11 protein-coding genes are annotated in these 12,541 nt (G+C 64.4%); 6 read left to right on the plus strand and 5 right to left on the minus strand.

What is annotated here, in order from left to right:
* Positions 1-95 precede the first annotated feature (95 nt).
* The 4 genes from Q7U29_RS12610 (at position 96) to Q7U29_RS12625 (ending at position 5,868) form a co-directional block, all read left to right on the plus strand.
* Complete coding sequence (locus tag Q7U29_RS12610) at positions 96-2,435, plus strand: xanthine dehydrogenase family protein molybdopterin-binding subunit (protein WP_304741847.1); 2,340 nt, start codon at positions 96-98, stop codon at positions 2,433-2,435.
* A 13-nt stretch (positions 2,436-2,448) separates the two neighbouring features.
* Positions 2,449-3,249, plus strand: a complete 801-nt coding sequence (locus tag Q7U29_RS12615; protein ID WP_304741848.1) for a xanthine dehydrogenase family protein subunit M — start codon at positions 2,449-2,451, stop codon at positions 3,247-3,249.
* A 155-nt stretch (positions 3,250-3,404) separates the two neighbouring features.
* A complete protein-coding gene (locus Q7U29_RS12620; protein ID WP_304741849.1) occupies positions 3,405-4,721 on the plus strand; it encodes an LLM class flavin-dependent oxidoreductase in 1,317 nt (438 codons plus the stop codon).
* A 34-nt stretch (positions 4,722-4,755) separates the two neighbouring features.
* Positions 4,756-5,868 carry a CaiB/BaiF CoA-transferase family protein gene (locus tag Q7U29_RS12625; RefSeq protein WP_304741850.1) on the plus strand — a complete coding sequence of 371 codons (1,113 nt, stop codon included), beginning with the start codon at positions 4,756-4,758 and terminating at the stop codon, positions 5,866-5,868.
* Positions 5,869-6,022: 154 nt separating this feature from the next.
* On the opposite strand, the gene hppD is transcribed toward Q7U29_RS12625, so the two are convergent.
* Positions 6,023-7,141, minus strand: coding sequence for a 4-hydroxyphenylpyruvate dioxygenase (hppD, locus tag Q7U29_RS12630; protein WP_304741851.1), 1,119 nt, complete (start codon positions 7,139-7,141; stop codon positions 6,023-6,025).
* 121 nt (positions 7,142-7,262) lie between these two features.
* Here hppD and Q7U29_RS12635 point away from each other — a divergent pair, with 121 nt between their 5' ends.
* On the plus strand, positions 7,263-7,739 hold the full coding sequence (locus Q7U29_RS12635; protein ID WP_304741852.1) for an Lrp/AsnC family transcriptional regulator: 477 nt from the start codon (positions 7,263-7,265) through the stop codon (positions 7,737-7,739).
* Between the two features lie 97 nt (positions 7,740-7,836).
* Positions 7,837-8,148 carry a DUF1272 domain-containing protein gene (locus Q7U29_RS12640; RefSeq protein WP_304741854.1) on the plus strand — a complete coding sequence of 104 codons (312 nt, stop codon included), beginning with the start codon at positions 7,837-7,839 and terminating at the stop codon, positions 8,146-8,148.
* A gap of 139 nt (positions 8,149-8,287) precedes the next feature.
* Here Q7U29_RS12640 and fahA read toward each other — a convergent pair whose 3' ends face one another.
* The 4 genes from fahA to Q7U29_RS12660 form a co-directional block, all read right to left on the minus strand.
* Positions 8,288-9,562, minus strand: a complete 1,275-nt coding sequence (fahA, locus tag Q7U29_RS12645; protein WP_304741856.1) for a fumarylacetoacetase — start codon at positions 9,560-9,562, stop codon at positions 8,288-8,290.
* Positions 9,563-9,776: 214 nt separating this feature from the next.
* Positions 9,777-11,123 (minus strand): homogentisate 1,2-dioxygenase, encoded by a 1,347-nt coding sequence (gene hmgA / locus Q7U29_RS12650; protein ID WP_304741858.1) that lies wholly within the window; start codon positions 11,121-11,123, stop codon positions 9,777-9,779.
* A gap of 2 nt (positions 11,124-11,125) precedes the next feature.
* Complete coding sequence (locus Q7U29_RS12655; protein ID WP_304741861.1) at positions 11,126-12,079, minus strand: MBL fold metallo-hydrolase; 954 nt, start codon at positions 12,077-12,079, stop codon at positions 11,126-11,128.
* 206 nt (positions 12,080-12,285) lie between these two features.
* A complete protein-coding gene (locus tag Q7U29_RS12660) occupies positions 12,286-12,534 on the minus strand; it encodes a DUF2783 domain-containing protein (protein WP_304741863.1) in 249 nt (82 codons plus the stop codon).
* Positions 12,535-12,541 lie beyond the last annotated feature (7 nt).

Here is a 12,541-nt window from a genome sequence, read left to right on the forward strand (position 1 = left end):
CTGCACGGCCAGAACTTCGAAATTCGAAAAACCGACCGCGGCCTGCGCCCTCGCGATTTTGGCGCTGACGATGCGGTCCGACAGGGAGATATCCGATGGGTGTTGAGGGCATTGGCGCCAGCGTAGTGCGCAAGGAAGACCGGCGTTTCATCACGGGCCGCGGCCGCTACGTCGACGACATCAAGATTGTGGGCCTGACCCACGCGCATTTCGTCCGCAGCCCGCACGCGCATGCCAGGATCAAGAGCATCGACATCGCGGCTGCGAAGGGCATGCCGGGCGTGGTCGGGGTGCTGACCGGACAGGAAATCGTCGACGACAAGGTCGGCAATCTGATCTGCGGCTGGGCGATCACGTCGAAGGACGGCACCGGCATGAAGATGGGCGCTTGGCCGGCGATGGCGCCGGAAATCGTGCGCTTCGCCGGACAGGCGGTCGCGGTGGTGATTGCCGAGACCAAGAACCAGGCCCGCGATGCGGCGGAAGCCGTCGTGGTCGACTATGAGGAACTGCCGGTTGCGTCCGATATCCGCGCCGCAATCAAGCCGGGCGCGCCGCAGCTGCATCCGGAAGCCCCGGGCAACGTGATCTACGACTGGACCATCGGCGAGGAAGCCGCGACGGATGCCGCGTTCAAGGCGGCGGCCAACGTGGTTTCGCTCGACATCACCAACAACCGGCTGGTGCCGAACGCGATGGAGCCGCGCGCGGCGATCGGCGAATACAACGACGCCGAGGAGCATTTTACCCTCTACACCACGTCGCAGAATCCGCATGTCGCCCGCCTCGTGCTGTCGGCGTTCTACAACATCGCGCAGGAGCACAAGCTGCGGGTGGTGGCGCCCGATGTCGGCGGCGGCTTCGGCTCGAAGATCTTCATCTACCCCGAGGAAATGGTGGCGCTGTGGGCCTCCAAGCGGGTGCGGCGCCCGGTGAAGTGGACCGGCGATCGCTCCGAGGCGTTCCTCACCGACGCCCATGGCCGCGATCACCTGACCAAGGCCGAAATGGCGTTCGACAAGGACAACAAGGTCACCGCGCTGCGGGTGAAGACCTACGCCAACCTCGGCGCCTATATGTCGCTGTTCTCCTCCTCGGTGCCGACCTATCTCTATGCGACGCTGCTGTCGGGCCAGTACAACATCCCCAACATCTTCGCCGAGGTGATCAGCGTCTATACCAACACCACCCCGGTCGATGCCTATCGCGGCGCCGGCCGGCCCGAAGCCAGTTTTGTCGTCGAACGGCTGATGGAAACCGCGGCGCGGCAATTGAAGGTCGATCCTGCGGAATTGCGCCGCAGGAATTTCATCACGACCTTCCCGCACCAGACGCCCGTGATCATGGCCTACGACGTCGGCGATTTCGGCGCCTCGCTGGATTCGGCGATGAAGGCGATCGACTATGCCGGCTTCCCCGCCCGCAAGGCGAAAGCCAAGACCGAAGGCAAGCTGCGCGGCATCGGCATCTCCTGCTACATCGAGGCCTGCGGCATCGCGCCGTCGAAGGCGGTCGGCAGCCTGGGGGCCGGCGTCGGCCTGTGGGAATCCGCCGAGGTCCGCGTCAACCCGGTCGGCACCATCGAAATCCTCACGGGTTCGCATAGCCACGGCCAGGGCCATGAGACCACGTTTGCCCAACTGGTCGCCGGCCGGCTCGGCATTCCGATCAGCCAGGTTTCCATCGTACATGGCGACACCGACAAGGTGCAATTCGGCATGGGCACCTATGGCTCGCGCTCGGCGGCGGTCGGCATGTCCGCCATCTTCAAGGCAATGGAGAAGGTCGAGGCCAAGGCCAAGAAGATCGCGGCGCATCAGCTGGAGGCTTCCGAGGCCGACATCGTCATCGAAAATGGCGAGTTCAAGGTCACCGGCACCGACAAGTCGATCGCGCTGCCGATGGTGGCGCTGGCCGCCTATACCGCGCACAACCTGCCCGACGGCATGGAGCCCGGCCTCAAGGAGGGCGCGTTCTACGATCCCACCAACTTCACCTTCCCGGCCGGCGCCTATATCTGCGAGATGGAAGTCGACGCCGGCACCGGCAAGACCTCCTTCGTCAACTTCGTCGCGGCCGACGATTTCGGCACGCTGATCAACCCGATGATCGTCGAGGGCCAGGTCCATGGCGGCCTCGCCCAGGGCATCGGCCAGGCGCTGCTGGAAGGCGCGGTCTATGACAGCTCCGGTCAGCTCCAGACCGCGTCGTTCATGGACTACACCATGCCGCGCGCCGACGACCTGCCGTCGTTCAAGCTGTCGCACACCACGACGCTGTGTCCGGGCAATCCGCTCGGCGTCAAGGGCTGCGGCGAGGCCGGCGCGATCGGCGCATCGGCCGCCGTCATCAACGCCATCACCGACGCCATCGGCAACAACAAGCTTGAAATGCCGGCCTCACCCGATCGGGTGTGGCACGCGATTCACGGTTGAGAGGGAGAATATCATGTACGAGACCACTTATCATCGCCCCTCCTCCGTCGACGAAGCCGCGGCGCAGTTCGCCAAGGGTTCGGACTCGAAATATCTGGCCGGCGGCCATACCCTGCTTCCGGTCATGAAGCAGCGGCTGGCCTCGCCATCCGACGTGATCGATCTCGGCAAGATCAAGGATCTAATCGGCATCGAGCCAAGCGGCGACGGCATTGCGATCAAGGCGGCAACCACCCATTACGACGTGGCCAACAGCGATACGGTGAAGAAGGCGATCCCGGCGCTGGCCTACCTCGCTTCGCTGATCGGCGATCCGGCCGTGCGATATCGCGGCACGATCGGCGGCTCGATCGCCAACAACGATCCCGCGGCGGACTATCCGGCGGCGGTGCTGGCGCTCAGTGCGACGATCAAGACCAACAAGCGCTCGATCGCGGCGGACGAGTTCTTCAAGGGCCTGTTCACGACCGCGCTCGCGGATGGCGAGATCATCACCGCCGTCTCGTTCCCGGTTCAGGCCAAGGCCGGCTATTCCAAGTTCCCGAATCCGGCCTCGCGTTTTGCCCTGACGGGGGTGTTCGTCGCCAAAACCCCGGCGGGAGACGTCCGCGTCGCCGCCACCGGCGCCTCGCAGAACGGGGTAATGCGGGTGCCGGCGATCGAGGCCGCGCTGAAGGCGAACTGGTCGGCGGGCGCGCTCGACAGCGTCACGATTTCCACCGACGGGCTGCTGGCCGACATCCACGGCTCCTCGGCCTATCGCGCCAATCTGATCAAGGTGATGGCGCAGCGCGCGGTGACCGCGGCCGGCTGATCGCGTATTCCACCCAACCCATGCAAGCGGCGCGCAGCAATGCGCGCCGCTCTGCATTTGATCACATTCCAGCCAATTGGCGCTTGCCATGGGCTTCGCAAGGCGGGACAATTTAGCTAATCGACTAACTAAGAAATTCCCCGGGAGCGCGGCCCATGAAGTTCGGCATTTTCTACGAGCACCAGCTGCCGCGGCCCTGGAACGAGGGCGACGAGCACCGGCTGTTCCAGGAGGCGCTCGACCAGGTCGAACTCGCCGACAAGCTCGGCATCGACTACGCCTGGGAAGTCGAGCATCATTTCCTCGAGGAATACTCCCACTCCTCGGCGCCGGAAATCTTCCTCGCGGCGTGCTCGCAGCGCACCAAGCGGATTCGCCTCGGCCACGGCATCTGCCTGATGCCGCCGAAATACAACCACCCGGCCCGGGTCGCCGAGCGCATCGCCACGCTGGATCTGGTCTCCAACGGCCGCGTCGAATTCGGCACCGGCGAGAGCGCGTCCCTGATGGAGCTCGGCGGCTTCAACGTCGGCTTCGATGCGGCCGAGAAGCGGCGGATGTGGCAGGAGGGCGTCGAGCAGTGCACCAACATGATGGTGATGGACCCCTACCCCGGCTTCAAGGGCGAGTTCTTCGAGATGCCCTGCCGCAACGTGGTGCCGAAACCGCTGCAAAAGCCGCATCCGCCGCTGTGGGTGGCCTGCTCCAACCGCGAGACCATCAAGATGGCGGCGCGCTGCGGCATCGGCGCGCTGACCTTTGCGTTCGTCGATCCGCGCGAGGCGCGGCAATGGGTCGACGACTACTACCGGATCTTCAGGGAGGAATGCGTGCCGATCGGGCACGCGGTCAATCCCAATGTCGCGATGGTGACCGGCTTCTCGCTGCATGCCGACGAAATGGAATCGCGCCGCCGCGGCGAGGACGGCTTGCGGTTCTTCCGCTATGGCCTGGCGCATCACTACATCTTCGGCGAGCACAAGCCGGGCCGCACCGACGTCTGGGCCAATTTCGAAAAAGCTCGCCATGCGCTGCCGGCGGCCGGCGCCGATCACGGCATCGGCACGCCGGATCAGTTGCGCACCCATCTGCGCCACTTCGAGGAATCCGGCGTCGACCAGACCATTTTCATCCAGCAGGGCGGCCGCAACCGGCACAAGGACATCTGCGAGGCGCTGGAGCTGTTCGCCAGCGACGTGATGCCGGAATTCCGGGCGCGCGAGATCGAGCGCGAGAAGCGGAAGCAGGAAGAACTCGCGCCCTATATCGCCAAGGCGATGGCACGCAAGCAGGCGATGGCGCCGATGCGGGACGAGGAGATCCCGGTCTATGTCGCGCTCGGCCGCAAGATCGCCGAGGAAGGCGCCGGCACCGAACGCCAGAAGCAGAATGCCAAGCTGTGGGCCGACGCCGCCAAGGTCACCCTCAGCGATCCCGCCCGCCACGGCGGCAAGACCTCCGCAACCTCATAAATTCTCTCGCGTCTCACATAACGGAAACAACAACGTGCTCGATAAACCAGCCCCGACTTCATCCACCCGCATTTCCGGCCCGCTCGCGGGCTTCCGCATCGTCGAATTCGCCGGCATCGGTCCCGGTCCGTTCGCCTGCATGATGCTGGCCGACATGGGCGCGGAAGTGGTGACGCTCGACCGGGTCGGCGCCAGGAAGAACATGAAATCGGTGGCGGGGCGCGGACGGAAAGTGGTCGAGCTCGATCTCAAGGACAAGGCCGCCGTGGCGCAGGTGCTCGACCTGCTCGCCAATGCCGATGCGCTGATCGAGGGCTTTCGGCCCGGCGTGATGGAGCGGCTGGGGTTGGGGCCGGACGTGGTGCAGGCGCGCAACCCGCGGCTGGTCTATGGCCGCATGACCGGATGGGGCCAGGAAGGCCCGCTGGCGCAGGCCGCCGGCCATGACATCAACTACATCTCGGTGACCGGCGCGCTGTCCGCGATCGGACCGAAGGAGCGGCCGGTGCCGCCGCTCAACCTGGTCGGCGACTTCGGCGGCGGCGCGCTCTACGTCGTGGTCGGCGTGCTCGCCGCGCTGCTGGAAGCCTCGAAATCCGGCAAGGGCCAGGTGGTGGACGCCGCGATGTGCGACGGCGCGGCGTCGCTGATGTCGATGTTCTTCGACATGACGGCGATCGGGCGCTGGACCGAAGGCCGCGAACAGAATTTCCTCGACGGCGGCGCGCATTTCTACGGCGTCTATGAATGTTCCTGCGGCAATTTCGTCTCGATCGGCTCGATCGAACCGCAATTCTACGCCCTGCTGCGCCAGCATGCCGGCCTGACCGACGCCGATTTCGATGCGCAGATGGACCGCAAGGCCTGGCCGGCGCTGAAGGAAAAACTGACAAAGGTGTTCAAGAGCAAGAGCCGCGCGGAGTGGTGCGCCATCATGGAAGGCACCGACATCTGCTTTGCGCCGATCCTCACCATGGCGGAAGCGCCGAAACATCCGCACAACGTGGCGCGCAAGATTTTCGTCGAGCGCCACGGCGTGACCCAGCCGGCGCCGGCGCCACGGTTTTCCCGCACGCCCTCGGCGATCAGGGAGCCGGAGGCGGCGGATATCGGTGCGCTGACGAGCGAATGGAAGGCGGGGAGGTAATCTCCCTCGTCGTCCCGGCGAACGCCGGGACCCATACCGCGTAATCTATCGATTCAAGGGAACCGTTTGACGACCTGTCATAACCACGGGCGCCGGTGGCTATGGATCCCGGCTCAGCGCTCGCTACGCTCGCTTGGCCGGGACGACAGCTGTACTACGCCGCATCCTCCAACTTCAGCACGCCCCTTCGAATCTGATCCTCCTCGATCGATTCGAACAGCGCCTTGAAATTGCCCTCGCCGAAGCCGTCATCGCCCTTGCGCTGGATGAACTCGAAGAAGATCGGGCCGATGGCGTTGGCGGAGAAGATCTGCAGCAGCACCTTGGTCAATCCGCCCTCGACCACACCCTCGCCGTCGATCAGGATGCCGTCGCGCTTCAACCGCGCGACGTCCTCGCCATGCGCGGGCAAACGCGCGTCGATCTTCTCGAAGTAGGTTTCGGGCGGCGACGGCATGAACGGCAGGCCGGCGGCGCGCAGCGCTTCGACCGTCTGGTAGATGTCCCTGGCGCCGCAGGCGACGTGCTGGATGCCCTCGCCGCGATAGACGCTGAGGTATTCCTCGATCTGGCCGGATTGGCCGGCATCCTCGTTGATCGGAATCCGGATCTTGCCGTCCGGGCTGGTCAAGGCGCGGGAGAACAGGCCGGAGGCGCGGCCTTCGATGTCGAAGAAGCGGATCTGGCGGAAGTTGAACAGTTTTTCGTAGAACCCGGTCCAGACATCCATGCGGCCACGATGGACGTTGTGGGTGAGGTGGTCGAGATAATGCAGCCCGGCGCCCTCGGGGCGCGGGTTCCTGGCGCCCAGCCATTCGAACCCGGAATCATAGGCCGAGCCCCTGGCTCCGTAGCAATCGACGAAATACAACAGGCTGCCACCGATACCCTTGATGGCGGGGACATCGAGCGTCTTCTGCGCGGCGGGAATGTCGGCGGGCTCCGCGCCGAGCGAGATCGCCCGCGCGTAAGCCTGCTTCGCATCGACCACCCGGAACGCCATCGACGGCGCGCAGGGCCCGTGCGCGGCGACGAAGGAATGGCCGTGGGTTCCGGGCTCCTCGTTGACGAGATAATTGATGTCGCCCTGGCGATAGACCGTGATCTTCCTGGTCCTGTGGCGGGCGACCGGTGCATAGCCCATCAGCTTGAACAGCGAGTGCAGTTCTTCGGGCCTCGGGTGGGCATATTCGACAAATTCAAAACCGTCGGTGCCCATCGGGTTGTCGGCGGACACCGTGGCGGCCGGCGCGTCATGCGGAAATGGACCCATGGCCGAAAATCTCCCAGATTTGAGGCTTGAATGATCGGTCATCCCCGGCGCAATGTGCGTGCAAATGATTGGCATTATCGCCACGGCATGCACGATCCGTGCATTAATCGGGGTCTCACGCATGATACCGGTCGACGCCCTTGACCTGAAAATCCTCGCCGCGCTGCAGGAGGACGGCCGCCTCACCAACCAGCAGCTGGCCGATGTCGCGGGCCTGTCGGCCTCGCAATGCTCGCGGCGGCGGATGCGGCTGGAGGAGGAGAAGGTGATCGCGGGCTATCACGCCGACCTGGCCGGCGAAGCGCTCGGCTTCAACGTCATCGCCTTCATCCACATCACGCTGGCGACCCATTCGCCCGACAACGCCAAACGGTTTCGCGCGCTGGTCAACCGCGTCGACGATATCCAGGAGGCCTATTCCCTGACCGGCGACGCCGACTATCTGCTGAAGGCGGTGCTGCGCGACCTCAAGAGCCTGTCGGATATCGTCAACAACGTGCTGATGCCGCACCAGAGCGTGGCCCATGTGCGCTCCTCGATCGTGCTGGACCGCCTGAAGGAAAGCGGCAGGCTGCCGCTCAAGGTGTTGGCACGGTGAATTTGCGGCGCATGGCCGGAATCGAGGGAGATTCGGCATTTCGAATCGGGGCCCGGATTTGCGATGATCTGCCCGCTCCAACCGAACGGGACCACCCATGGCGCTGCAACTCCGGCCGAACTGCGAATATTGCGACAAGGACCTGCCGCCGAATTCGACGGAAGCGCGGATCTGTTCCTACGAGTGCACGTTCTGCGCGGATTGCGTCGAGACCAGACTGCATAATGTGTGCCCGAACTGCGGCGGCGGATTTGCGCCGCGGCCGATCCGGCCGGCGACCGAGCGGCGGCCGGGCGTGTGCGTGGCGAAACATCCGCCGTCGGACAAGCGTGTGCATCTCAAATACAGCATCGAGGATGTCGCGGCGCATTCGGCGAAGTTGAAGGATATTGCGCCGGAAGAGCGCTAGCACCCTCGTCGTCCCTGCGAACGCAGGGACCCATACCGCGTTGTCCTCTCGGTCAAGGCGGCATGTCCAAAACCGCACGTAACACGACGGCCGGTGGTTATGGGTCCCTGCGTTCGCAGGGACGACGCGATAGAGCGCCCTAACCCGCAGCCATGATCGTCCCTTCAACCTCGCCAAACCCGACGCGAAATCCGTCGCCCTGGCACCAGCCGCGCATCACGAGTGAGTCGCCGTCTTCGAGGAACGTCCTGCTGACGCCGCTGGCGAGTTCGACCGGCTCGCTGCCGTTCCAGCTGATTTCCAGCAAGGACCCGCGCTGATCCTTCTCCGGCCCGCTGATGGTGCCGCTCCCCAGGAGATCGCCGACATTCATGGCGCAGCCGCTCGAGGCGTGGTGCACCAGTTGCTGCACCGACGACCAGTACATGTATTTGAAATTGGTGCGGCAGATCGTGGCGGCCTCGTTCATTGTTGCTGCGCGCAAGGACACGTCGAGCTGCAGGTCGTAGTTGTGGGGCTGGGTCTGCTGCAGATACGGCAGCGGCACCGGGTCCTGCACCGGACCCGGCACGCCAAACGGCTCCAGCGCCTCGCGGGTCACGATCCACGGGCTGATCGAGGTGGCAAACGCCTTGGCCTGGAACGGACCGAGCGGCACATATTCCCATTGCTGGATATCGCGCGCGCTCCAGTCGTTCAGAATGACGAAGCCGAAGATCATCGCCTCGGCCTGCCTCTCGCTCAGCATCTCGCCCATCACCGACGGCTGGCCGATCACGACGCCCATCTCCAGCTCGAAATCGAGCCGCTTGCACGGCGCGAAGCTCGGCACCTCCGCGCCCGGCGGCTTGAGCTGGCCGCGCGGCCGGCGCACTTTCGTGCCGGACACCACGACCGTCGAGGCGCGGCCGTTATAGGCGATCGGCATGTGCAGCCAGTTCGGCTGCAGCGCGTTGTCCTTGCCGCGGAACATGACGCCGACATTGGTGGCGTGCTCTTTCGACGAATAGAAATCGGTGTAACCGGCCACCGCGATCGGCAGATGCAGGTTGACGTCCGCCCTCGGCGCCAGCGCGCCGGCGCGCAATATCTTGTTGTCGCGCAGCTGCGGATTGTCGTGGCGCAACAACTCGCTGATCCGCGCCCGCGTCCGCGACCACAGTTTCGGGCCCAGCGCCATGAAGGCATTGAGCGAGCCTTGCGCGAACACGTCGAAGGCGGGCGAAAGATCGAGCAGTCCTTCGGACTCCAGCACGGCGAGATCGAGCACGAAGTCGCCGATCGCGACCCCGACGCGGGGCGCGGGCGCGGCCGATGTCGAGAACACGCCATAGGGGAGATTCTGGATCGGGAAGTCGGAAGCGGGGTCGACCGCGATGAAGGAGCGGAGGGAGGGATCGTTGGGGTGAGGCATCGTGATTCCGATGTGCGATTTGAACGTTACCGCAGCTGCGCTTCTTCACCCTCCCCTGGAGGGGGAGGGTCGACGCGACTGCAAGGAGCGGCGGGGTGGGGTGACAGTCTCTCATCTCGAACGGTGTCCAAGCCGAGAGACTGTCACCCCACCCCGTCCCGCATTTCGCTGCGCTCAATGCGAGCCGACCCTCCCCCTCCAGGGGAGGGTAAGACTAGGGCTTGTTCGGATCGAAGCGCTTTTCCAGTCCCTTCCAGCAATCGGCGTAGTCGTCCTGCAGCGTCGCGGAGGTCGCGGCATGCGTCGTGATGCGCTGCGGGAAGCGGGTTTCGAACATGAAGGCCATGGTGCCGGTCAGCTTGACCGGCTTCAATTCGCCGTTGCTGGCGTGGTCGAAGGCCTCGCGGTCCGGGCCGTGCGGCAGCATCATATTGTGCAGGCTGATGCCGCCCGGGACAAATCCCTGCGGCTTGGCGTCGTAGACGCCGTAGATCAGGCCCATGAACTCCGACATGATGTTCATGTGATACCACGGCGGACGGAAGGTGTTGTCCGCCACCATCCAGCGCTCCGGGAAAATCACGAAGTCGATATTGGCGGTGCCGGGGGTTTCCGACGGCGCCGTCAGCACCGTGAAGATCGACGGATCGGGGTGGTCGAAACCGATGGCGCCGACCGGCGAGAAGGTGCGCAGATCGTATTTGTACGGCGCGTAATTGCCGTGCCAGGCGACGACGTCGATCGGCGAATGCGGCAGCGTGGTCTTGAACAGCTGCCCGCCCCACTTCACGAACAGCTCGGTCGGCGTGTCCTTGTCCTCATAGGCCGCGACCGGGGTGAGGAAGTCGCGCGCATTGGCGAGGCAGTTGGCGCCGATCGGCCCGCGCTCCGGCAGCGTGAAGGCGCCGCCGTAGTTCTCGCAGAGATAGCCGCGCGCCGGGCCGCCAGACAGTTCGACCCGGAACTTGACGCCGCGCGGGATCACCACGATTTCCGCGGGCTCGGCGTCGATCCTTCCGAACTCGGTGACGAAGCGCAGGCCGCCCTGCTGCGGCACGAACATCATCTCGCCGTCGGCATTGTAGAAATGCTGGTCGACCATCGACTGAGTGATCAGGAAGACATGCGCGGCCATGCCGGCTTGCGTGTTGGCGTCGCCCGCCGTGGTCATGGTCTGCACGCCCTGCAGGAAGGTCATGTCGGTCTTCGGGATCGGCGCGGGGTCCCAGCGCAACTGCTCGATCGACAATTCCTGCTCGTGGCATGGCGCGGTGCGCCACAGCCCGGCATCGACCTTGGCGAAGCGGCCGGAGTGTTTTACCGACGGCCGGATGCGATAGAGCCAGGAGCGCTCGTTGCTGCCGCGCGGAGCCGTGAACGGCGAGCCGGACAGTTGCTCGGCGTAGAGCCCGTAGGCACAGCGCTGCGGCGAGTTGCGCCCGATCGGCAATGCGCCTGATAGCGCCTCGGTCTCGAAACTGTTGCCGAAGCCGGACATGTAGCCCGGCGTGATGTTGAGGGAGCTGCGGCCGATCACATCAGGCGAAGTGTTGATATTCATGGTCATCCTCCTTGGAGCGCGGCCCACATTTCCTGGTCGCGTTTGTCGGTCCAGATCACGGGATCGTCGATCCCCGAGGCTTCGTCGAAGGCGCGCGAGACGTTGAATGGCAGGCAATGCTCGTAAATGGCAAAGCTGGAGAATTTCGGGTCCATCACCTCGCGGGTCGACGCCATCGTTTCCTTGAGATTGCGGCCCCTGGCGACCGCCGATTCGGCCGCACCATAGAGCGACGTCACGAAATCGCGCGTCATCGCGATGGCGTCGCGGCCCGTCGACACGCCCTTCAGCGCATCGCCGCGGCCCGGCGCGATGGCCTTGGGATTGAAGGAGCGGATTTCGTTCAGCGTCATGGGCCATTCGCGCAAATGCGCGTCGCCGCAATAGCAGGCCGAATGATATTCGATCAGATCGCCGGAGAACATCACCTCGGCATCCGGCACCCAGGCGACGATGTCGCCGGAGGTATGTCCCGCGCCGAGCTGCATCAGCCGCACTTCGCGTTTTCCCAGATAGAGCGACATCTCGCCCTCGAACGTCAGCGTCGGCCAGGTCAGGCCGGGAATGCTCTGCGCATCCTGGAACAGCCGCGGAAAGCGGCCGTATTCCGAATCCCAATCCTGCTGCCCGCGCTCCTCGACCAGCCGATAGGTTTCCGACGACGCGATCACGGCTTGCGCCTTGTAGGCAGAGGCACCGAGCACGCGCACCGCGTGGTAATGCGACAGCACGACATATTTGATCGGCTTGTCGGTGACCGTGCGCACCCGCTCGATCACCTTGTTCGCCATCGCCGGCGTCGCCTGGGCATCGAACACGATGCAGCCGTCGTCGCCGACGATGACAGCGGAATTGGGATCGCCCTCGGCGGTGAAAGCATAGAGATCGGTGCCGATCTCGGAGAAGGTGATCTTCTTCTCCGCCATGTCGGTCGTGGACGCGAAACCTTTGGCCATTAGTTCGATTTCCCTTTGCGAAAACTCACAGCTGTCATCGCCCGGCTTGACCGGGCGACCCAGTATTCCAGAGGCGCCAGCGATAGAGCCGAGAAGCCGCGGCGTACTGGATCGCCCGGTCAAGCCGGGCGACGACAGTTTTTGTTGTGGCAAACATCTTGCCAAACCCCGGCCTCTTCATAACAGCGGTTTTGGGCATGCTCATATCACTGTTGCTGTTGTTGCTGTTGTTGCTGTTGTTGCTGTTGTTGCTGACTGGCATCCACCATCCGCCGCTGCGCCAGCACAATCGCCTCGCGCAGCACGTCGAGATCGCCGATGTGATTGGCGAGGATCAACACCAGCGCGGCGTCGAGATCGGCGCTCTGCTCATCGCTCAAGCCGCGATGGGCCTCGACCACGGCGCGAAACGCATCGTCCGGCCTGGCGAAATTCGAACTGGTGGACAATGCCATATCGAAA

The organism is Bradyrhizobium sp. (assembly GCF_030654605.1).
Taxonomy (GTDB): Bacteria; Pseudomonadota; Alphaproteobacteria; order Rhizobiales; family Xanthobacteraceae; genus Bradyrhizobium.